This is a genomic window from Thiothrix eikelboomii (assembly GCF_900167255.1).
Lineage (GTDB): Bacteria > Pseudomonadota > Gammaproteobacteria > Thiotrichales > Thiotrichaceae > Thiolinea > Thiolinea eikelboomii.
In genome coordinates this window covers 31,364-54,800 of sequence record NZ_FUYB01000024.1, presented here as the reverse complement: position 1 = coordinate 54,800, position 23,437 = coordinate 31,364, and the positions used below count along the sequence as shown (strand labels likewise).

At 45.0% G+C, this 23,437-nt stretch carries 16 protein-coding genes and 1 tRNA gene; 13 read left to right on the top strand and 4 right to left on the bottom strand.

Annotation, left to right across the window (positions count from 1 at the left end):
* The first annotated feature begins 16 nt into the window (after nucleotides 1-16).
* Nucleotides 17-808, top strand: a complete 792-nt coding sequence (locus B5D50_RS17690; protein WP_078923987.1) for a BrxR family helix-turn-helix transcriptional regulator — start codon at nucleotides 17-19, stop codon at nucleotides 806-808.
* Between the two features lie 197 nt (nucleotides 809-1,005).
* On the opposite strand, the gene B5D50_RS17685 is transcribed toward B5D50_RS17690, so the two are convergent.
* A tRNA-Ser gene (locus tag B5D50_RS17685) sits at nucleotides 1,006-1,093 on the bottom strand.
* Between the two features lie 148 nt (nucleotides 1,094-1,241).
* Here B5D50_RS17685 and betA point away from each other — a divergent pair.
* Together betA and B5D50_RS17675 are read left to right on the top strand one after the other, a co-directional pair.
* Nucleotides 1,242-2,912, top strand: a complete 1,671-nt coding sequence (gene betA, locus B5D50_RS17680) for a choline dehydrogenase (protein ID WP_078923986.1) — start codon at nucleotides 1,242-1,244, stop codon at nucleotides 2,910-2,912.
* Nucleotides 2,913-2,957: 45 nt separating this feature from the next.
* Nucleotides 2,958-3,497 (top strand): PD-(D/E)XK nuclease family transposase, encoded by a 540-nt coding sequence (locus tag B5D50_RS17675; protein WP_078923985.1) that lies wholly within the window; start codon nucleotides 2,958-2,960, stop codon nucleotides 3,495-3,497.
* Nucleotides 3,498-3,514: 17 nt separating this feature from the next.
* Here B5D50_RS17675 and B5D50_RS17670 read toward each other — a convergent pair whose 3' ends face one another.
* Entirely contained in the window at nucleotides 3,515-4,267 is a 753-nt protein-coding gene (locus B5D50_RS17670; protein ID WP_078923984.1) for a glycerophosphodiester phosphodiesterase, read from the bottom strand.
* A 3-nt stretch (nucleotides 4,268-4,270) separates the two neighbouring features.
* Nucleotides 4,271-5,026, bottom strand: a complete 756-nt coding sequence (locus tag B5D50_RS17665) for an SH3 domain-containing protein (protein WP_159448673.1) — start codon at nucleotides 5,024-5,026, stop codon at nucleotides 4,271-4,273.
* Between the two features lie 175 nt (nucleotides 5,027-5,201).
* Between B5D50_RS17665 and xylB the strand changes: the two genes are divergently transcribed.
* Genes xylB through B5D50_RS17650 form a run of 3 tightly spaced genes read left to right on the top strand, consistent with a single transcriptional unit; the run spans nucleotide 5,202 to nucleotide 8,335 of the window.
* Nucleotides 5,202-6,659, top strand: a complete 1,458-nt coding sequence (gene xylB, locus B5D50_RS17660; protein WP_078923982.1) for a xylulokinase — start codon at nucleotides 5,202-5,204, stop codon at nucleotides 6,657-6,659.
* Nucleotides 6,656-7,966 (top strand): xylose isomerase, encoded by a 1,311-nt coding sequence (gene xylA, locus B5D50_RS17655; protein ID WP_078923981.1) that lies wholly within the window; start codon nucleotides 6,656-6,658, stop codon nucleotides 7,964-7,966. Before xylB ends, xylA begins: the two co-directional genes overlap by 4 nt.
* Before the next feature lie 12 nt (nucleotides 7,967-7,978).
* Entirely contained in the window at nucleotides 7,979-8,335 is a 357-nt protein-coding gene (locus B5D50_RS17650) for a sirohydrochlorin chelatase (RefSeq protein WP_078923980.1), read from the top strand.
* A 70-nt stretch (nucleotides 8,336-8,405) separates the two neighbouring features.
* On the opposite strand, the gene B5D50_RS17645 is transcribed toward B5D50_RS17650, so the two are convergent.
* Entirely contained in the window at nucleotides 8,406-8,831 is a 426-nt protein-coding gene (locus tag B5D50_RS17645) for a YgaP family membrane protein (protein WP_078923979.1), read from the bottom strand.
* A 215-nt stretch (nucleotides 8,832-9,046) separates the two neighbouring features.
* On the opposite strand from B5D50_RS17645, the gene B5D50_RS17640 reads away from it, so the two are divergent.
* The 7 genes from B5D50_RS17640 to B5D50_RS20675 all read left to right on the top strand — a co-directional run bounded on the left by B5D50_RS17640 (nucleotide 9,047) and on the right by B5D50_RS20675 (nucleotide 23,393).
* Entirely contained in the window at nucleotides 9,047-10,033 is a 987-nt protein-coding gene (locus B5D50_RS17640; RefSeq protein ID WP_078923978.1) for a BMP family lipoprotein, read from the top strand.
* A gap of 3 nt (nucleotides 10,034-10,036) precedes the next feature.
* The gene (locus B5D50_RS17635) at nucleotides 10,037-11,590 is read left to right on the top strand and encodes an ABC transporter ATP-binding protein (protein WP_078923977.1); all 1,554 of its coding nucleotides are present in this window, start codon (nucleotides 10,037-10,039) and stop codon (nucleotides 11,588-11,590) included.
* Nucleotides 11,587-12,687 (top strand): ABC transporter permease, encoded by a 1,101-nt coding sequence (locus B5D50_RS17630; RefSeq protein ID WP_078923976.1) that lies wholly within the window; start codon nucleotides 11,587-11,589, stop codon nucleotides 12,685-12,687. Before B5D50_RS17635 ends, B5D50_RS17630 begins: the two co-directional genes overlap by 4 nt.
* Before the next feature lie 2 nt (nucleotides 12,688-12,689).
* Entirely contained in the window at nucleotides 12,690-13,664 is a 975-nt protein-coding gene (locus B5D50_RS17625) for an ABC transporter permease (RefSeq protein ID WP_078923975.1), read from the top strand.
* Between the two features lie 314 nt (nucleotides 13,665-13,978).
* Entirely contained in the window at nucleotides 13,979-22,684 is an 8,706-nt protein-coding gene (locus B5D50_RS17620) for a putative Ig domain-containing protein (RefSeq protein ID WP_078923974.1), read from the top strand.
* Nucleotides 22,685-22,717: 33 nt separating this feature from the next.
* On the top strand, nucleotides 22,718-23,305 hold the full coding sequence (locus tag B5D50_RS17615) for an SMI1/KNR4 family protein (protein ID WP_327193548.1): 588 nt from the start codon (nucleotides 22,718-22,720) through the stop codon (nucleotides 23,303-23,305).
* A complete protein-coding gene (locus B5D50_RS20675) occupies nucleotides 23,298-23,393 on the top strand; it encodes an RHS repeat protein (protein WP_234975923.1) in 96 nt (31 codons plus the stop codon). Before B5D50_RS17615 ends, B5D50_RS20675 begins: the two co-directional genes overlap by 8 nt.
* The last annotated feature ends 44 nt before the right edge of the window (nucleotides 23,394-23,437 follow it).

Here is a 23,437-nt window from a genome sequence, read left to right as displayed (position 1 = left end):
AATATTAAAACCTGTAATGAATAGAGACACATTCAGACGTTTTGCCTATATCGAAACTTGCTTATACTGGGGTGAGGGAATTACTGCTTCGCATTTGGCACGCACGTTTGAAATTACTCGCCAAAATGCACAAAAATGTTTAAATGCCTACCGAATATTGCATCCTGAGCAAATGGTTTATCAACCGTCACTAAAACGCCATATAGCGACCAACCATTTTCAGGTGAACTATATTAATAATAAACCAGAAATATATTTGGATTATCTGCGCGGTAATCAGCTAGCTGCCTACTACTGGGCTGAGGATGAATGGACGGATTTACCGATTTATGATGTTGATCGCTTATTTCGGACTTATTTAGACAGCACTTATATTAAGCAAGTACTCAGTGCTATTCGCAGGCAACGGACTTTGACAATTCACTATCAGAGTAAGTCACAGCATTACCAGTTAACCATCTCGCCAAATCGGTTGGTTTATGCCAGTCGGCGCTATCATATTCGTGCTTATTGTCATAATTGGGAGCGTTATGTGGATGTGGTTTTTTCGCGCCTAATACAGGTGAGTGAAGGATTTGAGGAGTGGGTTTCAGATGCAGATGATCATGAATGGCATACCTCCTTAAAATTAAATTTTACCCCTAATCCTGATTTGCCCCAGCAACTGCGCCAGACCTTACTAGCGGATTATCATTTGGCTGATGGCATTCATACGATCACGACGTGTAAAGCACTTAAACCTTACGTGCTGCGTGAGATGGAACGCATTGATTGGAGGCATCATATAAAACTTTGGATAGTTGTATAAGCCCAACTAATTTTTGCCTGTTAGAACTTGACTTGCGATGCAATTCACTGATTTTGAAAATATTTTCAATTTTTAAGCTCTTTTAAGCTCAATGTAATTTGCGTCTTAAAAATTGGTAGGGTTTTATCGTTCGGAATGCTCGATACTGAGCTGAGCAGCAATAAAAAAGGGCTACTAATGTAACCCTTTTTTATTTATGGCGGAGAGCGAGGGATTCGAACCCCCGGAGGGTTGCCCCTCAACGGTTTTCAAGACCGCCGCTTTCGACCGCTCAGCCAGCTCTCCAAGGCCGCTAAGACTAATAAAAACTTTGCAAAATTTCCAGCTTTTTTTACTGAACGGATGAAAAAATAGTTGATAGCACTCAGCTAGCTATCGGTTAGACTCCTACTTAGACTCGCCAACCGTTTGTCTGATCACAGTGGAGAATAAGATGGAAGCCGATTACATCATCGTTGGAGCAGGTTCAGCAGGCTGCGTTTTAGCTCATCGCCTGAGTGAAGATCCAACGAAGCAGGTGGTATTACTGGAGTATGGTGGTAGTGATCGTAATCTGTTTATTCAAATGCCGACTGCACTGTCGATCCCCATGAACACCGAAAAATATGCTTGGCAGTTTCATACTGAGCCTGAGCCTTATTTGAATAATCGGCGGATGCATTGTCCACGCGGTAAAGTACTCGGCGGCTCTTCCTCCATTAATGGCATGGTTTATGTGCGCGGGCATGCGCGTGATTTTGATGAGTGGGCAGAGCAGGGCGCGATGGATTGGGATTATCAACATTGCCTGCCGTATTTCCGTAAGGCCGAGGATTGGGCTTTTGGCAGTGACGCTTATCGTGCACAAGGCGGTCCACTGTCGGTCAATAATGGCAATCAAATGCAAAACCCTTTGTACCGAACCTTTATTGAGGCTGGGGTGCAAGCGGGTTATTTGCCGACTCAAGATTACAACGCTCGGCAACAGGAGGGGTTTGGCCCGATGCATATGACAGTCAAAAATGGTCTGCGTTGGTCAACTGCGAATGCTTATTTAAAGCCCGTGCTGAAGCGTCCTAATCTTCAAGTGATTACCCATGCTATGACCCAGCGGATTTTGTTTGAAGGCAAGCGTGCGGTGGGCGTATCTTTTTTGAAAGATGGTCAAGAGCAACAGCTTAAAGCACGAGTTGAGGTGATTTTATCGGCAGGTGCGATTGGCTCACCACAGTTATTACAAGTGTCTGGTATCGGGCCAGCAGCAGTTTTACAAGCGGCGGGTGTGTCGGTGGTGCATGATTTACCGGGGGTGGGTGAAAACCTACAAGATCATTTAGAATTTTATTTCCAATTTCGTTGCAAACAGCCAATTACTTTAAACGGTCAGCTAGATCCGTGGCATAAGTTTTTAATTGGTGCGCGGTGGTTATTAAAGCGCGATGGGTTAGGCGCGACCAATCATTTTGAATCCTGTGCCTTTATTCGTTCTAAAGCAGGCATTGAGTGGCCTGATATTCAATATCATTTCCTACCCGCTGCGATGCGCTATGATGGCCGTTCGGCCTTTGATGGACACGGCTTCCAGGTACATGTTGGACACAATAAACCCAAGAGCCGTGGACGTATCCAAATCCGTAGTGCTGATGTGCGGGAAGCACCTTCCATTCTGTTTAATTACCTGCAAGATCAAGCTGACATTGAAGGTTTTCGTGCCTGCGTGCGTTTGACACGCAATATCATTGGCCAGCCTGCCTTTGATCCTTATCGTGATTCCGAAATTCAACCGGGTGAGCAGGTGCAAACGGATGAGGAAATTGATGCCTTTGTGCGTGCTAACGGTGAAAGTGCTTATCATCCTTCCTGCGCGTGTCGCATGGGAACAGATGCTTTAGCCGTCGTTGACCCCACAACACGAGTGCATGGTATTGAAGGCTTACGGGTGGTGGACTCTTCGATTTTTCCAACGATTACCAATGGCAATTTGAACTCACCGACGATTATGTTGGCTGAACGTGCGGCAGATTTAATTAAAGGTAAGGGCATGCTGCCAGCAGCGGGCGTGGAAGTCTATACCGACCCTGAATATGCAACTCGGCAGCGAGTTGGGCAGCCACAGGTGCTTTGAACTATACTTAGCCCACCAACCGCTGCGATTCACAGGTTCACTAGTATGCAAGATGTTTACCTAAATCCTCTCACTGACTTCGGCTTTAAAAAGCTGTTTGGTGAAGAGCCAAATAAGGATTTGTTGATCAGCTTTCTGAATACTCTATTGCCTGCACATCATCAGGTCTCGAAACTCACTTACACAAAAAACGAATATCAAGGCATTAGTGCCTCCGACCGCACCTTGCAAGATAAATGGTTGTTTGCTTTTAAGCATTTGCATGAGCTTGATCGAATACCTTCTGTGCTGCATGAGAAGATTTTTCAGCGCTTATTTAGTATAGCCAAAATTGCACAGTTACCTCCCGAAGAGCGCCAAGTATATGAGCGTAGTTTGAAAGATTACCGAGATTTGAAAAGTGCTCAAGCTACGGCTCATTTAGAGGGCTATCAGGAGGGTGTGGAGGATGGCATGGAGCAAGGTGCTTTAAAAAAAGCTCAAGAAGTGGCTCAAAAACTACTGAAGCTCAGCTCATTACCCGCTGAGCATATTGCTCAAATCGCGGGTCTTTCTGTAGATGAAGTGATTAGGTTGAAACCTTAGTCTTTGATGATGGCGAGTTACCTCGCCCAACCCGCACGCATATCCGGTTGCGCATAATGCTCGAGTACTCGCTCTGGATAATTGGTGAATACCCCATCCACGCCTAAAGCGGCCATCGCTTGCAGATCTTCTGGCTCATTCACGGTATACACATACACCTTCAGGTCACGTGCATGGGCATCCTCTACATAAGCTAGATCGACTAATTCTAAGGCCGGATTGACGGCCATTGCGCCTAAGTCTTGTGCAAAGCGTGCCTGATCGACTGGAATTGAATAGCCTAAAGCGGCGATATTTAAACTCGAGTCAAGTTTGCGGACTTGCTGCAAAGCACGGTGATCAAACGAGGAAATGAGGAGCTGTTCCCGTCGCCAGCAACTGACTTCAGGATGTAGCATCGTCTGAATGAAATAGACCACATCAGCTGCCACCTTCGTGCCTTTCAATTCGATATTCAGGCAGGCTTTGCCATCAATTTCACCGCAAACTTCGGCCAGTGTTGGAATCTGCTCGCCCCTCCCTGCATCCAATGAGCGTAGATAGCCGAAATCATGTTCCCATAGGCGACCTTTACCATTAGTGGTGCGCTCTAGGCGTTCATCGTGAATGACCAGTAAATCACCATTCACGCTATAGACATCAATTTCTATGCAGGGTGTACCCAATTCTAAAGCTTGACGGATCGAGGCAATGGTATTTTCCGGTGCATGACCCATCGCCCCACGGTGACCAATGCACAGTAGGGTCGGTTTATGGTTAAGCTTAGTCATTAATTATTTCGTAACACTCACAATCGAACAGCAACCCGACATCACTTGCTGGCCATTTAAGACCGTGGTAATGGTATAGGGATAGTTTTTATCAGACATACCATCACTACAATTTTCCACTTTTTCTAAAAAAGCAGTGGTGGAGGCATTGCCCCGCATACCTGCAACGACGGCAATCGTCGTACTATTCGCGGATTGTTGGCGCATATTCACAGGTACAGTGAATTGTGCACCGCCCATAATATTCACTTTCATATCGCGTTCACTAATGCTCATACTCCAGAACGGTTCAGTCCCCCCGCATTGCATCACGACCTCGGGTTTGACCACGGGTTTAGTCGTGGCGGGATTATAGTTCACCGTATCCACATCTTCGCGCAAATAATATTTATTCACCCAACCTTGTCGACCGGCCCAGGCGACTTTTACCCAAACCGAATTACCGGTTTTTTGTTCCTGTCCCAAAACAATTAAGCCTTTAGCATTGGCTGGCAATACTGCCACAATACTCCCACCGGTACCGGGCTGAGTACGCATATTGAGGCCATCATCGGGCGCTACTTTAGTGACCGCATAGATGCGACTTGGGCTAGCAGTGGGTGCGGCACCCGTATTGACCGTGACATTGGCCGTACTAGGTGCTGTAGCGGTGGGTGTTGGTGCTGCATTCGCGCTCACCGTGGCATTGGCCGCATAGCTGCTGTTATGGGCGACTAAGACGACTAACCCAGAGGCTGCTAGCACTAAAATCCGTTTCATCACAAGGCTCTCCCCGATTAAAAAATGGTAAAAAGTTGATAAATTAATGAGCGACATCGCGGTTAAATATCCTTTAGTTTAGCGCGGTTTGCTTAGTTTGTGACAGACTGTTGCCCAATCTATCTGAACTAAGACACAATCACCGTTAGCAGGTTCAAGAATTAGGAGAGTAAACATGCATTTACTGGGAATCGACTTAGGGACATCCAGTATCAAGGCCGTGCTTATGAATGACCAACAAGTGATTTTAGGCTCGAATAGTCAAGCACTGGCAGTCACGCGCCCACAGGTGGGTTGGTCGGAGCAAGATCCCGCCGATTGGCTTACTGCTGTAGATCACGCTTTACAGACTCTCCAACAAGCGCATCCCCAAGCGATGGCTGATGTGCAGGGTTTAGCTTTATCAGGACAGATGCATGGTGCTACTTTGGTGGATGCCCAAAACCAAGTATTGCGGCCTTGTATCCTCTGGAATGATACTCGTAGCTATCAAGAAGCGGCTGCCTTAGATGCCAATCCGATTTTTCGTCAGTTGTCTGGGAATATTGTTTTCCCCGGTTTTACTGCACCCAAGTTAGTTTGGGTACAAAAACACGAACCCGCTCTCTTTGCAAAACTGCATAAATTGCTATTGCCGAAAGATTATGTACGCTGGTGGTTGACCGGTGAATATGCCTCGGATATGTCCGATGCGGCGGGTACAGCGTGGTTGGATGTGGCCAAACGGGCTTGGTCGCCTGAATTATTAGCAAGCAGTGGGATGCGGATTGAGCAAATGCCCCAAGTGCTCGAAGGTACAGCGGTGAGTGGCTATTTACATCCTCGACTTGCTGAGCGTTGGGGGATTAAGCAGCGAGTGGTGGTCGCGGGTGGCGCGGGTGATAATGCAGCGGCGGCTTGTGGGATGGGAACCGTTACGGCTGGGAGTGCCTTTGTATCTTTAGGGACTTCTGGGGTCTTATTTGCAGCTACTGCGCGTTACTTGCCGAATCCTGAGAGTGCGGTGCACACTTTTTGCCATGCTCTTCCCAATACTTGGCATCAAATGGGGGTAATTTTATCCGCAACAGATTCCCTCAATTGGTATGCACAGATTGCCAATCAATCTCCGATAGCTCTGACACAAGCCTTAGGTGAAAACCTAAAGCCACCTAGCAGGGTAAGTTTTCTGCCTTATTTATCGGGTGAGCGAACTCCACATAATGATGCCAAAATTCGCGGGGCTTTCACTGGTTTGAGCCATGCGGATCAGCAAGTAGATTTAACGCAAGCCGTTTTAGAGGGGGTGGCGTTTGCGATTCGTGATAATTTGGCCGCACTCAAGGCAGCCGGATCTCACTTAGAGCGAGTAACAGCGGTGGGCGGAGGTTCACGCTCACCGTATTGGCTTAAAGTTTTAGCCACCACTTTAAATTTACCTATTGATTTACCTGCCGAAGGTGATTTTGGGGCTGCTTTTGGGGCTGCACGGTTAGCCTTGATTGCAGCGACTCAAGCTGAACCCTTCAGTGTGTTAACCGCGCCTGCAGTCGCCCAAACGATTGAGCCGGAAACACAATTTATTCAAGCCTTTAATGAGGCTTATGCACATTATCAACACTTATACCCCGCCCTGAAGGGAGCATCACTATGAGTACGGGTTTCTTTGGCAAGTTGTCGCCGATTCGTTATGAGGGAGCGGCAAGCACTAATCCCTTGGCCTATCGTTTTTATAATCCTGATGAGCTGGTACTTGGCAAGCGGATGGAAGAGCATCTGCGCTTTGCCGTCTGCTATTGGCACACCTTCTGTTGGCAGGGCAATGATCCCTTTGGTGCGGCGACTTTTGAACGTCCGTGGTTTGGGGACGGCATGAGCGCGGCTCGGATGAAAGCAGATGTTGCCTTTGAAATGTTTAGCTTATTGGGTGTGCCTTATTTTTCTTTCCATGATTTGGATATTCGCCCTGAGGGGGATACTTTCGCAGAAAGTGCTTATCGGTTACATGCGATGGCGGATTATTTCCAACAAAAAATGGAAGAAACTGGGGTGGGTTTATTGTGGGGAACGGCTAATCTTTTCTCACAACGGCGTTTTATGACAGGGGCTGCCACTAATCCAGATCCGGCTGTATTTGCGTATGCTGCGGCGACGGTTAAACATTGTCTGGATGTCACGCATCAACTGAAGGGGGCGAATTACGTCCTATGGGGTGGGCGGGAAGGTTATGAGACCTTACTCAATACTGATTTAAAGCGTGAATTAGATCAATACGGTCGCTTTTTGAATCTGGTGGTTGAGCATAAACATAAATTAGGGTTCACAGGCACGATTTTAATTGAACCCAAACCGCAAGAGCCGAGTAAGCATCAATATGATTTTGATGTAGCAACCGTCTATGGTTTCTTAAAACGCTATGGTTTAGAGCAGGAAGTTAAAGTCAATATTGAAGTCGGGCATGCGGTATTGGCAGGGCATACCTTTGAGCATGAGGTCGCTTTAGCCAATGCGCTGGATATTTTTGGTTCGATTGATGCGAATCGTAATGACTACCAATCGGGTTGGGATACTGATCAATTCCCGAATAATGTCCCCGAAATGGCTTTAGCTTATTACTACATTCTACAAGGGGGCGGATTTAACAAGGGTGGTACCAATTTTGATTCTAAACTCCGTCGCCAGTCATTAGATCCAGAAGATCTATTAATTGGGCATATTGGTGGTATGGATACTTGTGCTAGAGCTTTAAAATCAGCTGCTAAGTTATTGGAGGATAAGTCTTTATCTGCTCCATTAGAACAACGCTATGCGGGCTGGAAGGATGCAGAGGCACAAGCCATGCTTAAGGGTGAGCGTTCGCTAGAACAAATTGCAGCTGTAGTGGAGGCGCAGAATCTCAACCCACAACCCCGTTCAGGTCAACAAGAGTTGCTTGAAAATATTGTTAACCGTTATGTTTAGTGTAGAGCTGTTATGAAAAGCTTATTATTAATTGCGCATGGGAGTCGGCGGGCAGCCTCGAATGATGAAGTGCGCGCCTTGGCGGCTAAGCTGGGGATGATGACCCGCCATTTCGATACGGTCAGCTGTGCTTTTTTGGAGTTAGCCGAGCCTTCGATTCCTGATGGCATTGAAGCTTGTGTGCAACAAGGTGCACAAGAACTGGTAATTTTGCCGTATTTTCTTTCAGCAGGGCGGCATGTCGCCGAGGATATTCCTGAATTGGTACAGCCTAAGCAAGCACAATACCCTGAATTGAAAATTGAGTTACGCTCCTATCTAGGTGCGGCGGAGGCTTTACCCGCGCTATTGCTCAATTTGGTAGAGTAGTCTGGATTGAGGTGAGGGACTAGGGATGCCTGAACGCATCCCTAAACTTAGAGCTGTTGTGAATTAAAACTTAAGATTTATTCAGATCATTTGGCTTAGCTGCTTGTTGTCTGGCTTGTTCAGCAGCGGCTTCATTAGCGTTGGCTTTCCATTCTTGAGTTTTAGCATTCGCTTCTTCTTTGACCTCTTTAGCAACACCCACGGCTTTTTCTTTGAGCTCTTGGGCAGTTTCAACAGCTTCGTGTTTGAAATCATTGAAGTTATCAGTGGCACGATCACTCAAGTCCGGTTTAGCGGTTTGGCGCTCTGCTTTTGAAGCCGTATTGATTCCTAAGACTTTGTACAGGCCACAAAAGCTTAAGAGTCCGGTCGCTAAAATCACGATGCCTAAAATGACTAGGCCAAAGCTTTTAAATAAGCCAATCACAATCAGCAAAATACCAAGACCAATGCGAATATTTTTATCAGTACGGCCGACATTAGGTGCAAGATCCATAAAAAACTCCTCGGGTAGAACTAGCTAAAACTTGATGGCGAAACAATGATTGGGGGTGTTTGCTATCTTGAACGAAATTCAGCATAAAGTTTGTGCGCTGCACTTGCAATTAAAAACACAGAAGGCAGGTGATGCCTGTTTCGAACCGATCAAGATATATTATATGCTAGTCAGTGTCTGTCTATTCCACGTTCAAAACAGTGTGAGGAGTCTTTATGAGTAAGTATTTGCTAGCTTTAGTCGTTTCTAGCTTGTCTACGATGGCGATGGCCGAAGAGATCAAGCCAGCGATTGTCTATGACCTCGGTACAAAGTTCGATAAATCGTTTAATGAAGGGGTTTCCAATGGGGCTAAGCGTTTTACTGAGGAAACCAAGCTAGAGGTGCGCGAATTTGAGCCTGCTAATGACTCTCAAATTGAGCAAGCCATTCGTAAAATGGCCAGCCGTGGTTCTGACCCAGTGATTTCTGTTGGTTTCAGTCAAGCCAATGCCTTAGGCATTGTCGCTAAGGAGTTTCCCAAAACCAGCTTTACCATTATTGATATGGTGGTGGATCAGCCGAATGTGCGCTCGGTGACTTTCAAAGAGGAGCAAGGCTCATTTTTGGTCGGGGCTTTGGCCGCAATGGCTTCTAAAACAGGCAAGATTGGTTTTGTCGGTGGGCAGGATATTGCTTTAATTCGTAAATTTGCTTGCGGCTATGAGCAAGGTGCTAAGCATGTTAATAAGCAGATTGAAGTCTTCCAAAATATGACTGGATCGACCGGAGCGGCTTGGAATAACCCGAGTAAAGGCGGTGAATTAGCCAAATCGCAATTTGATCGCGGGGCGGATGTGGTGTTTGCCGCTGCAGGTGGAACTGGCATTGGTGTCTATCAAGCGGCTAAAGACAATGGCAAATTTGCGATTGGTGTCGATTCTAATCAAAACCATTTGCAGCCCGGTACGATGCTAACCTCGATGATCAAACGGGTGGATAATGCTGCTTACGATACCTTTAAAGCTAAAATGGACGGTGCTTGGCAAGCAGGGGTAGTTTCTTTAGGTTTGGCTGAGAAAGGCGTGGGTTGGGCGGTGGATGAGCATAATGAAGCCTTAGTCAAACCTTATATGGAAAAAATGGCCGAGCTTGAAAAGGGCATTATTGATGGCAGCATCAAAGTCCATGACTATATGACTGATAATAAATGTGAGTATTAAGCCGTGGCTGCCTGCGCCTTAGAGCTGATTCAGATCAGTAAACGCTTTGGTTTAGTCAAAGCCAATCAAGATATTTCTTTGTGTGTCCCTGCGGGTAGCATTCACGGCATTATCGGCGAAAATGGCGCAGGCAAGTCCAGCTTGGTGAATATTATTTACGGATTTTACCAAGCGGATAGTGGTGAAATTCGTATTCAAGGCCAGCCGATTAAGATTCAAGACTCTAAGCAAGCGATAGCGGCAGGCATTGGCATGGTGCATCAGCATTTTATGTTGGTGGAGGAGTTTACGGCCTTAGAAAATATCATGCTCGGGGCAGAAGGTGGCCTGCTATTGCATGAGGGCGAACAGCGCGTCCGACAGCGTTTAGCCGAACTCAGCCGTCTCTATGGTTTGGAAGTACCCTTAGATACTCCTGTGAATCAGTTAGCGGTTGGCGTGCAGCAGCGGATTGAAATCCTCAAAACTCTCTACCGTGAGGCTCGCATTTTGATTTTGGATGAGCCGACCGGCGTGCTGACTCCACAAGAGGCAGATGAGCTATTTAAGATTTTACGTGCCTTGAAAGCTGATGGTGTTACGATTTTGCTGATCACGCATAAACTTCGAGAAATTATGGCGATTACGGATCAGGTTTCAGTGATGCGCCAGGGGAAAATGGTGGCTCATCGGGTCACTGCTGAAACCAGTATGCCAGAATTGGCGGAGTTAATGGTGGGGCGCAAGCTGCAGCAATCGTTCGAGCGTCTTGCTCGCCCAACGGGTGAGCTGCTGCTGCAAGTGCGGGATTTAACGGTCTATGATCGGCAAGGCTGGTTGCGAGTCAATAAGGTCAATTTCCATGTCGCAGCGGGCGAAGTCGTCGGGATCGCGGGTGTTTCTGGGAATGGTCAAACCGAGTTACTACAAGCTTTAGCAGGCATCCTACCTTTGAGTTCGGGGGAGATTTTGTTTGCAGGCCAGACCATTACTGCCCAGCAACCTAGCAATCCAGCACGCATGCGCGATTTAGGGATGGCGCATGTGCCGGAAGATCGGCATCGGATGGGTTTGGTGCTTTCCTTTGCTGCAGATCAATCCTCGATTTTGGGTTATCAACGTGCGGATAAATATAATCAGGGTTGGAGGTTAGAGGAGTCGGTCATCCGGCATGAATATGCCGAACGCGCTGAGCAGTTTGATATTCGCCCGCGTGATCCTTTATTGGGTTCGAGTCATTTTTCGGGGGGAAATCAGCAAAAAATCGTCTTGGCACGGGAAATTGGGGCTGAGCCGAGCGTGTTGTTAGTGGGGCAGCCGACTCGTGGGGTCGATATTGGTGCGATTGAGTTTATTCATCAGCAGTTGATGACTATGCGCAATGAGGGCAAGGGTATTGTGTTGGTGTCTGTGGAGTTGGACGAAATTATGCGTTTAGCGGATCGTATTATCGTCATGTGTGATGGGATGATTACGGGTGAAGTAAGCCGTGAAGAGGCAAATGAGCAAATTCTCGGTTTATTAATGGCGAATGCTTTAGGTGTAGGTGTGAATGAACAACCAGGGTCTTCTGCATGAAAGTGGCACATGTAAATCAATTGCTATCCATCGTTTTATTGCCATTTTTAAATCTCCTGACCGCTTTTATAGTGACCACTTTATTATTCCTGATGGTGGGTATTGATCCTTGGGAGGCCGCCAAGATTTTGGTGAAGGGTGCCTTTGGTTATGAGGAGGGGATCGGTTATACCCTGTATTACACGACTAATTTTATTTTTACGGGGCTTGCTGTTGCAGTCGCGTTTCATGCAGGCCTATTTAATATTGGTGGGGAAGGGCAGGCTTATATTGGTGGGCTTGGTGTAGGTTTAGTGGCGCTCGGTTTAGGTGCTCTGTTACCTGCTTGGTTATTATTACCATTAGCGATGGTAGCGGCAGCGGTATTCGGCGCTGCTTGGGCTGCGATTCCTGCTTATTTGCAGGCTTATCGGGGTAGTCATATTGTTATTACCACCATTATGTTTAATTTCCTAGCAGCTTCTTTAATGGTGTATTTGCTAGTGAATGTGTTTGCTGAGCCGGGGCAAATGGTGCCTGCTAGTCGTGCTTTTGCCGACAGTGCTAGCCTTTGGAGTTGGCAAGAATTTATGGCTTATTGGGGTATTGAATTTGCTGCTTCGCCTTTGAATCTGTCAATTATTCTGGCTTTAATCTGTTGTGTCATGGTTTGGTTGTTTTTATGGAAAACTCGTTGGGGTTATGAGTTAAGAACTGTCGGGGCCAATCCTGATGCCGCGATTTATGCAGGGATTAATCCGAAGCGCATTATTATGCTGGCGATGCTGCTCTCTGGGGCCTTAGCGGGTTTGGTGGCAGTGAATGAATTATTGGGCGTTCAGCATCGGTTGTTACTGGGTTTTAATACCGGTTATGGTTTTGCAGGGATTGCGGTGGCTTTAATGGGGCGGAATCATCCACTGGGTGTGTTACTCGCGGCTTTGTTATTTGGTGCACTCTATCAGGGGGGGGCGGAGTTAGCTTTTGAAATTCCGAGTGTGACTCGGGATATGGTGGTCGTGATTCAGGGGTTAATTATTCTGTTTTCAGGTGCTTTGGAATTTATGTATCGAGCGCCTTTGCAGCGTTGGTTATTACGCTTTGCGCGGGAGGCCTAACCATGCAAGACGCTTGGCTTTGGTTGATTTTAAGTTTAGATGCTACTTTACGGGTTGCTACACCCTTAATTTTTGCTGCCTTGGCGGGTTTGTTTTCTGAGCGCTCTGGGGTGGTGGATATTGGTCTAGAAGGCAAAATGTTGGTGGGAGCGTTTACGGCCGCGACGGTTGCAGCGGTGAGCGACTCGGTATGGCTAGGGTTATTGATGGCTTTGCTCGCCTCAGTGGGTTTTGCCTTATTGCATGGTTTTGCTTGTATCACGCATCGAGGTAATCAAGTGGTCAGTGGGGTGGCTATTAATATTCTCGCCTCAGGTTTAACGGTGGTTTTAGGGCTAGCATGGTTTCATCAAGGTGGTTCAACCCCGCCGTTGACACAGCATCAACGATTCACTGCGATTGATTTACCGTTTGCCCAACAGTTAGCGGATGTGCCCGTGCTGGGTCTGTTTTATAGCGAATTATTGTCGGGGCATAATATTTTAGTATACCTCGCTTTGGCGCTAGTCCCATTAAGCTGGTGGTTGTTGTATCGGACTCGTTTTGGTTTGCGATTGCGAGCTGTCGGGGAAAATCCTAAAGCGGTGGATACGGCGGGTATTTCTGTGGCGGGTTTACGTTATCGTGCCGTTATTATTGCTGGAGTTTTATGTGGCTTTGCGGGCGCGTATTTATCCACCGCACAAAATGCTCAATTTATTCGGGATATGACGGCAGGCCAAGGGTTTATGGCTTTAGCGGCTTTGATTTTTGCAAAATGGCGGCCTTGGCCGATTTTATTGGCTTGTTTATTATTCGGGTTTTTAGATGCTGTGGCAGTTCGCTTGCAGGGCGTGAGTTTACCGGGCATTGGTTTAGTACCTGTGCAGTTAATAGAAGCCTTACCGTATATTCTAACTGTGATTCTGTTGGCAGGATTTATTGGAAAAGCAAATCCGCCGAAAGCGATCGGGCTACCTTATGTGAAAGATCGGTAAATAGGTTAGATGGCGTTAGTTTGAGGGGGTATGGGGGCATTTTTAGACTGCTTTTAATATAGTACCACCAAATTGCTAAAAAAATTGCAAGTCATTGTTTAAAAATAGATCTGAATTTTACTATTGTAATTTTTTATAAAAAATATTCATTCTATCCTATAAATAGTACCACTTAGCTTTATTGAGCTTAACTTAAAGCTCTTAAAAGTTAAAAGTCTGATTTATTAAGATGAACCTAATGGTACTCATCTAAACTGATTATCAGAAGTAACTCTCAAAAAGGGTTAATGATTTACTTATTAGAGTGATAGATAATGCAAAAAAAATTTGTAGGCCTACGATTCTTTATTTTTTTATTAGCATTGAATTTTTTTTGTAAACAAGATGCTTTTGCTGCGGCAAACTGCCAAATTTATCCTATCAGCATACCTTCAAGTTTGATTGGCTCAGGGCAAAATACTGCTATTACTTATAAGAAAGCAGGTTTTAGTTGGTTGACATGGGGTGGCAGTAACTCAGCTGGAGTTTTAGCGGCGAGTTTAATGCCTCCAGGTGATAGTCACCAATATACTAATCCTTATGATCTAGCAGATCATAGTTTGAAGGTTAATAAATGGGTTAAAAATTCACCGGGTGTTAAAAATAGCAAAGCTATCCGTGATGCGCTTAACTTCTTGATTGGAAAAACAATTACTTTGCCATTTTGGGTGGAAAGTAAAGGGCAGGGTAATAATCTTAATTATAAAATTAAGTATTTTGGTAATGTGGTTATAACTGCTTATAATCTATCAGGTCAAGGGTGGCTCTCGTTTGACTATAAGGGTGAGGTTAATTGTGAAGGCCAAGATCCTCCAGATAATCAAGCACCTTTAGCTAAGGATGGTAGTTTCAAAACTGAGGAAAATGTGGCAATAGCTTTAAAAGTAATAGCTACAGATCCTGAAAATCAGGTGTTAAGCTATAACATTGTTCAAGAACCACGCTCAGGCCGTCTAACTGGCACTGGTCCAGATTATACCTATACGCCTAATCAAGATTTTACAGGGGTAGATTCATTTGCCTACAAAGTCAATGATACAAAGCTCGATTCTAATCTAGCAACGATCAAACTTGAGGTGATTGAAAAAAATGATGCACCACATATTACTTCACAGCCTAGTATTAATGTAAGTGAACGGGCTGAGTATAGCTATGATCTGAATGCAACAGACCCAAATACTCAAGATGTACTGCTTTATTCGATTGTAACAGCACCTGATGGGAGTACTATTAACTCTCAAACAGGTTTGTTGAGCTGGAGTGCACATTCTGATTATGTTCAATCAGTCCCTATTTTTAATAATAAATGTTATGTGCAGCCTGATGATTTAGGCTCTGTAGATAACAACAATACAGATGTCAGTTATTTAGCCCCACTTTATCAGCGAGTAAAAACAGCACTTCATAATGGAAGTGACTATACTGCAATCCGCACTAAAAACTGGGACACCCAAAATGCCTGTTTAGGTTGCCATGTACAAACTCAAACATTAATAGGTTTGCAAACTGCTAAGCAAAAAGCTTCTGTTGACGAAGAAACAGCCGAGTTTTTATTAAATCGTATTTTAAGTAGCCAACAACCAAATGGTGCGATCTACGATAGTAATTCATGGTTTGCAAAAGCACAAACTGCCTATGCTTTGTGGTCTTTAAGTTACGTTCCTGAGCGGAATCGAACCTTGGATGCAAGATCTAAAGCACTTCGGTATTTTTATGGAGTGAAGGAAAGTGTAGACAACACGACTTTTTGGGTCACTGATTATTCAGAGCCAGTTGGATGGTTGCAGACCCCAGAATCTATTACCGCTTTAATTGCTTTAAGTGCGAGTCGCTTTATCCTGGATGCCAGAAAGGCAGAAAACTTAACTGTTGAACAACAAGGGGTGCTGAGTGATTATCAAGCTTTGTTACCTAGTATGGCTCAGTATTTCTTATCTAAAACTACCGATGCCCCTAATTCTTCAACTTTAAATAATGCCTTTATATTGATTGGTTTAGGTGAAATGACGAGGCAGATTATTGATAGTAGCTTAAATGCCGCAATTGATCAGGCTATGCAGCAGATTGATCAGATTCTGCGTAGTCGACAAACTGCAACTGGAGGTTGGAACCATCATAATGATACTGCTAATGATCCCTTAATTTCAGCGTGGGTAGGGCTTGCCTTAAACTATTTAAAACCAGCTGCAACTGATCAAGCTATTCTTAATACTATTCAGTACTTATTAGACACTCAAAATACTGAAGGTTTTTGGATGACTACCAGTGGTTTGTTTAGCACGCATTTGGCAACGACTAGTTTAGTCATGGCTTACCTCCCAGTGTTGTTAGATCATTTAAGTAGCCCAGATGTTATTGTAAATAATTTCAAGCTCAATGATGAAGCGATGACTTTAAGTGCAGATATTTATAATCGCGGTTTGGGCAAAATAATAGTGCCTATCAAAGTCAACTTCTATAATGGTAATCCTGCTACTAATGATCTGTTAGCAAGTGCAGAATTAGCAAGCTTAGCAGGCGATAGTCTCGATACGATTACAGTCTCATTGACCAAATTACCGACTGAAAATGTTTATGCTGTTTTAAGTGTTGCTCCTGTTCCTGCTGAATGTGATGTATCCAATAACCAAACAGTTGCAGTGTTACTGAAGTTAGCCGCTACAGACCCTCAAGGTTTAAAGGATGAGCAAAGCTTTTTAGTGAACGTCTTAGATATTAATGAAGCCCCCAGTATTATTTCAACCCCAGTAACTCAGTTTGATCAAGGCTTGCCCTATACCTACCAAGTGAAAGCGACTGATCCTGATCGAGGTGATGCCTTAGATTTCAAATTAACGACTGCGCCAGAGGGTTTAAGTATTGATGCTAAGACAGGGCTTATTTCTTATGATGTAAAAAAACTCTTACCAGGAGAACATGCTGTTGTAATCACTGCAACAGATTTACGTGGATTATCCACCCAACAATCTTTTAGTTTAACAGTCCATGCTAATGCTCTACCCATTATTACCTCCAGCCCTATTACTGAAGGTTTGGTTGATCAAACCTATCGTTATACAGTGACAGCTGAGGATACGGATGCTGATACGTTGACTTATAGCCTCACAGCGGCGCCACTGACTATGACTATTGACTCTAAAAAGGGAGTAATCAGTTGGATTGTTCAGCCGGTCTATGTTGGCAATCACACTGTCATAGTTAAGGTGAGTGATGGGCGCGGTGGAGAAGCTGAACAATCCTTCATTTTAGGTGTTAGCACGCTGAATGCCACACCCACTATTACTTCGACTCCTCCAAATAATCTTAATATTAAGACAGGTGTGCCATTTAATTATCAAATCGAGGCGAACGATCCTGAAGGGGGAACACTCAGTTTTAGTTTAACGACGGCCCCTCAAGGCATGCAAGTAGATGCTACAACGGGGCAGGTCAGTTGGATACCGAGTACAGAGCAAATAGGCGAGTATCCAGTGACTATTCGTGTTACGGATAACCAACAAGGCCATGTAGAGCAAAGTTTTACCTTAAGTGTAAAAGCCGCCTCTGTTAATCAACTCCCCTTGATTCACTCAACGCCAGCGACTATCGCTTTTGTTGAACAAGTTTATCGTTATGAGGTAGAGGCAACTGATCCTGATGAAGGGGATGCCTTAGCCTTTGCACTGACTAGTGCACCGACTGGTATGAGTATGGATGCCGAGTCAGGTTTGATTACTTGGACACCGAGTCTAGTACAGTTGGGCGAACATATGATCGTACTGAAGGTCAGTGATGGTAAGGGAGGGGAGCTTACTCAAACCTATACACTGATTGTAAAGTCTGCTTTGGCTAATCAAGCACCTCATATTACTAGTACACCAGTGGGTATAACTCAAGTAGGCAGTGTTTATCGTTATCAAATACTTGCGGAAGATCCTGAAGGCCAGGTTTTAAATTATCAATTGGTTGAAACTCCTGAAGGCATGACGATTTCTGCTGAAGGCTTGGTGCAGTGGCAACCTAGCAGTGTACAATCAGTTGCGGTGAAAGTGAGCGTTTCTGATGGTCATCAGACTGTGATTCAAACTTGGAGCTTGACGGTCACAGATCAAGCTCTACCGTTGACTGCTGATTTAACTGTCAGCCCAACCAGTGTTAATGAGGGTGAAAAGATCACGCTGGCGGCTAGTATTCAAAATGCAGTTGAACCCGTTAAAGTTGAATTATTAGTGGATGGGCAAGCAGTTGCTTTTACAAGTAGTTATCAGCTTGAGCTTACGGCAACGGGGGTAGGTAAGCATAGCGTGCAATTGAAAGTCACTGATGCTAATGCAACCATCACTAAAATGGCTGAGTTTAATGTAAAGATTCCCAGTGATACGACAGCACCTGTTGTGAATTTAACAGATCTTACTGATGGCAGCATTGTTACCATGCCAACTGTTATTAAGGGTTCTATCGAGGATGAGCATTTAGATTCATGGCGTTTAAGCTATAAACCGATGGATATGAGTGACTCATGGATAGAGTTAGCTAGAGGTACAGCGACGGTTGATGTGCAAGAGTTGGCTACCTTTGACCCAACTTTACTTATCAATGGTCAATATGAACTACGGCTTGAAGCGAGTGATCTGAATGGTTTACAAACAATAGCCAATGCTGTGGTGACTGTTGATGGGGACATGAAGGTGGGTAATTTCTCGATCAGCTTTAAGGATCTAGAGATTCCAGTGGTCGGTATTCCTATTACAATCACCCGTACTTATGATAGTCGCCAGAGACAAAAAAACTTAGACTTTGGGTATGGATGGAGTGTTGACTATCGAGCTATCAAAGTAGAGGAAGATAAAAAGCCCGGACTTGGCTGGCAATCTATTACTAAAGGATCAGGTTTAAGCAAAACTTATTGTACAGAACCTATTAGAGAGCGACATGTCACAGTTACCCTACCTACTGGTGAAGTTGAGCAGTTCGTTGCTGAGGCCACACCTCACTGTACGAGTTTAGTCCCGACCTTAGATGTTACCCTTGGATTTAGAGCTATCGCTGGGACGAGTTCAACTTTATCGCAGTCTTCCTATGGTCTATTGCGCGTAGTGAATGGCAATTTAGAGGATATTGGTGATCCAGGTGTACCTGTTGATCCGCAGCAATATCAGCTCACTACTCGTTCGGGTTATATCTATATCCTAGATCAGGCATTTGGTTTACAGCGTATTATTGATCCAAAGGGTAATACCTTAACTTACTCCGACGCAGGGATTATGCATTCTAGTGGTGTGGGGATTCAATTTGAACGGGATGCTTTAAGCCGGATTACGGCGATTGTTGATCCGAAAGGAAACAAGCTTAACTATTCCTACAATGCTTCAGGTGATCTGACTTCCTTTAAAGAGCGCATAGGAGTTGAGACGAAGTTCAATTATGATACCCAACATTATTTAACGGAAATAATTGATCCGTTAGGTCGTAAGCAGGTTAAAAATATTTACAATGAAGAGGGGCGTTTAGTATCGCAAGAGGATAGTGCGGGGAATCAAGTACTCTTTACTTATAATATTGCGGGTCGCCAATCGGTGGTAACGGATCGAAATGGTAATGTGAACACCTATTACTATGATGATCGTGGCAATGTTATCACTCAAGTGGACGCTTTGAGTCATCAAACGCTCTTTACTTATGATGCCAATGACAATCAACTCACTCGCCAAGACCCCTTGGGTTATATTTGGAGTTCAACGTTTAATGATCAAAGTGACCAGCTCACGGAAACAAATCCTTTAAATCAAACAACCAGTTATACCTATAACACCCAAGGCGATGAAACCGAGATTAAAGATGCTTTAGGGCATCTCACCCAAAATAGCTATGATGCGGAAGGTAGCCTGTTACAAATTACAGATCCTTTGGGGCATGTGACTCGTAATACGCTTAATAGCCGTGGGGAAGTGATCGAGTTAGTCGATGCTTTAGGTTATAAAACGAGCTATACCTATGATAGCAAGGGCAATAAACTGACTGAAACCGATGCTTTAGGTGTGACTAAGCAGTTCACCTATGATGCGAATGGCAATAAACTGACAGAAACCCGCACCCGCCTAATCGAAGGTATCGCTCAAGAAGAAATTACTCATTATGAGTATGATGCAATGGATCGTGTGATCAAAACGACGGATGCTTTAGGCCACAGTACTCAAACAGAATACAATGAGTTAGGCAAAGCAATAGCTACGATTGATGCGCTAGGTCGTCGCACTGAAACAGAATATGATGCTTATGGCAGAGAAATCTTAGTTCGGGCATCAGATGGTTCTGAGCAGATGACCACTTATGACTTAGAAGGCAATAAGCTCACTGAAACTGATGCATTAGGGCGGATTACCCACTTTGAATATGATGCGCTCAATCGCTTAGTCAAAACGACGTCTCCTACGGGTGCTGTGAGCACGACGGAGTATGATGCGAACGGGCGGGTGGTAGCCAATGCTGATGCTTTAGGTCATCGCTCGACTTATGAATATGACGCTGCTGGCCGACGTACTGCAGTGATCAATGCCTTAGGTCAGCGTAGCACCACGGAGTATGATGCTGCTGGTCGTATTGTTCAGGAAACGGATGCATTAGGTCATACCCAAACGCATGCCTACAATGCAACGGGTCAACGCATGAGTACAACTTATGCTGATCTAACTACAGTCTCGACACGTTTAGATGCGCTGGCACATAAAGTGGGTGCCACTGATCAAGCGGGCGTCACCACTCACTATGCCTATGATGCCTTAGGACGTTTAGTCAAAGTCACTGATGCGTCAGGGAATGCTACTACTTATAGCTATGATGAGGCGGGGAATAAACTCACCCAAACCGATGCCTTAGGTCGAATCACTCGCTGGAGTTACGATGCCTTAGGTCGAGTATTAACCCGAACCCTGCCTTTGGGGCAAATGGAACGCTTTAGTTATGATGCAGTGGGGAATCGCACAAGCCACATCGACTTTAATGGGCAAACCCATGTGTATACTTATGATGCATTGAATCGGATCACAGAGATGCAGTCTGCCGATGGAAGTCGAGAAACGACCCGTTATGACGCAGTGGGGAATCGAATCGAAGTCACCCTCACCGACGTTAGCCTGACCCGCATCTGGCGTTACAGCTATGATGAAGCGAGTCGCTTAACGCAAGAGACGCAACCTGATGGGAGTCGCTTAAGTTACCGCTATGACCTTGCGGGTAATAAAACCCACTTAACCACCGTCTTGCCATCGGGTGCGACCACGACGACAATCTCGACTTATGATGACCTGAACCGCTTAAAGACAGTGACCGATGCGACAGGCACGACAAGCTATCGCTATGATGAGGTCGGGAATCGCAGTGAAGTACTCTATCCGAACCAAACCCGTCAACGTTACCGTTATGATGCCTTAAATCGACTAACGCAATTACAGACCCTGAATGCCTTGGGACAAGTGATCCAATCGTATCACTACACCTTAGAGGCGACCGGTCGACGGACTCAAATCACGGAAGCTACAGGTCGGGTGAGTACCTATACGTATGACACCTTATATCGTGTGACCTCTGAAACCCTCAGCGATGCCAGTGCAGGTGACCACAGCAGCGGCTATCAATACGATCCGGTGGGGAATCGAGTATATCAAACCGTGAAGGGTGTACCCACGGCTTATACCTATGATGCCAATGATCGCTTACTCAGTGCGGGTGGGGTGGTGTATACCTATGATGCCCAAGGTAACCCCTTAAGCCAAACGGATGAACACGGTCAGCTGGAGACCTACACCTACAACAGCCGCCACCAACTGACGAGCCATACCGTCAATGGGCATACCACGACCTATGCCTACAACCCGGAAGGCCTCCGAACTCAACAGACTACCCCGAGCCAAAGCACGGCGTATCTGATAGACCAGAACCGTGACTATGCACAAGTTCTCGCCGAATACGATAGCACGGGTCTTAAAACGAGCTATCGTTATGGCGATGACTTGATCAGTCAGACCCAAGGTTCAGTGACTCATTACTACCACTATGACGGCTTAGGCTCGACACGGGCTTTGAGCGATCACGCGGGCACCCTCACCGACACCTATGCCTACACCGCCTTTGGTGACCTACTCCAGCAAACCGGAACGACGGAGAATGCCTATCGGTTTACGGGGGAGTGGTATGATGCGGGCTTGGATCAATACTACCTCCGTGCACGGTATTATGATCAAGGGGTGGGACGGTTTACCCAACAAGACACATGGATGGGGCGGGATTCAGATCCGATCACCTTGCATAAGTATCTGTATGCGAATGGGGATGGGGTGAATCAGACAGATCCGAGTGGGCAGATGTCCTTAGGTAGCATGATGACGGGGATGAATCTGCAATTATCTTTAAGTATGACTACAACGATGGTTGCTCGAAGAATGATTTCTCGAACTTTTGTTGGAGCTGCGTTGAAGTATGGACTACAAGCCATTCAAAAAGAGGTCAAAATATGTTTGAGGGAGGTACTGTTGGATAGAGGTCGTCGATGCAAAATAGATGTCCCGATTGTGATTGCAGCGAATGATTACCCTAACCAAAGGCAACATATTCAGGATGCTCAAGAAGGATTGGGGAGTAATATTAGCAATACACCATTACCTGCAGTATTGAGGTATCAATCAGGAGGTATTAATCGTAAAAGCTGGCCTAAAAGCCGATTCTCACCTAGAGGTTTGGAAGGATGCACAACTCAAGATCGTGTGAATAGTGAACTAGTATTCAGATCAAAGGTGCAATGTGATGAATATCCTTTTAATACTAGTATAGAAGATGGATATAGTAACTTCTTACAAGGCAACGTAGCAACACGTTACATACCTCAAATTGAAAATAGCAAATTTGGAGGTATGATAGGTTTATTAAACAAGATGCATCAAGGTGATTACTTCATTGTTATGCCCTTAGACATGGTATGGAAAAGTATTGTTATAAATAATCCATAATAAAGGTAAATTAATTATGAAACAAGAGTATAGATCAAATCTAGAAAAATTAAAAAAATTCTGAGTATTCAAGAGATAAAGATCTACCCTACAGAGGAAAATGATTTAAGTGAATATAAAAGAATACTTTACCCTTATTTAGTGCCTAGTGAGTTAATAATATTATATCAATATATGGATGGTAATATGATAGACGGGGATAATTATATTATCGGATTTAGTCTTAGCAACACTATAGAGTCATTGCAATTTCGAACCTTTTTTGAGGGAGTCCTTGGTGGGGACTGGATACCCGCATTATTGCCAATAGGCTCAACAGATAATACATCTGTTTTTACCATTTTATCTAAGAAGCCTCAGTGGATATGTCCTGTCTACTGTATAGGAGAAGGTGATGGCGAGCTTGAACTGATAGCCAACAGTCTAAATGAACTAATCAGGTTGAGGATTGCACTTCTCGAAAATGATAACGACTGTTCTATTGATGAACTTTATCGTAAGTATACCCCTGATGCATATCTAAATAATATTGAGCAACAAGGCGTATACAGTAAGAACGGGGTCAGAAATATTTATCGGATTGATGATAGACAGTCTTTGCCTAAGGAGTGGTTTGAATAAAGTAGTGAGTCGCTTAACGCAAGAGATGCAACCAGATGGGAGTCGCTTAAGTTATCGCTATGACCTTGCGGGGAATAAACTCACCTGATCACCGTCTTGCCATCGGGTGCGATCACACGACGACCTCGACCT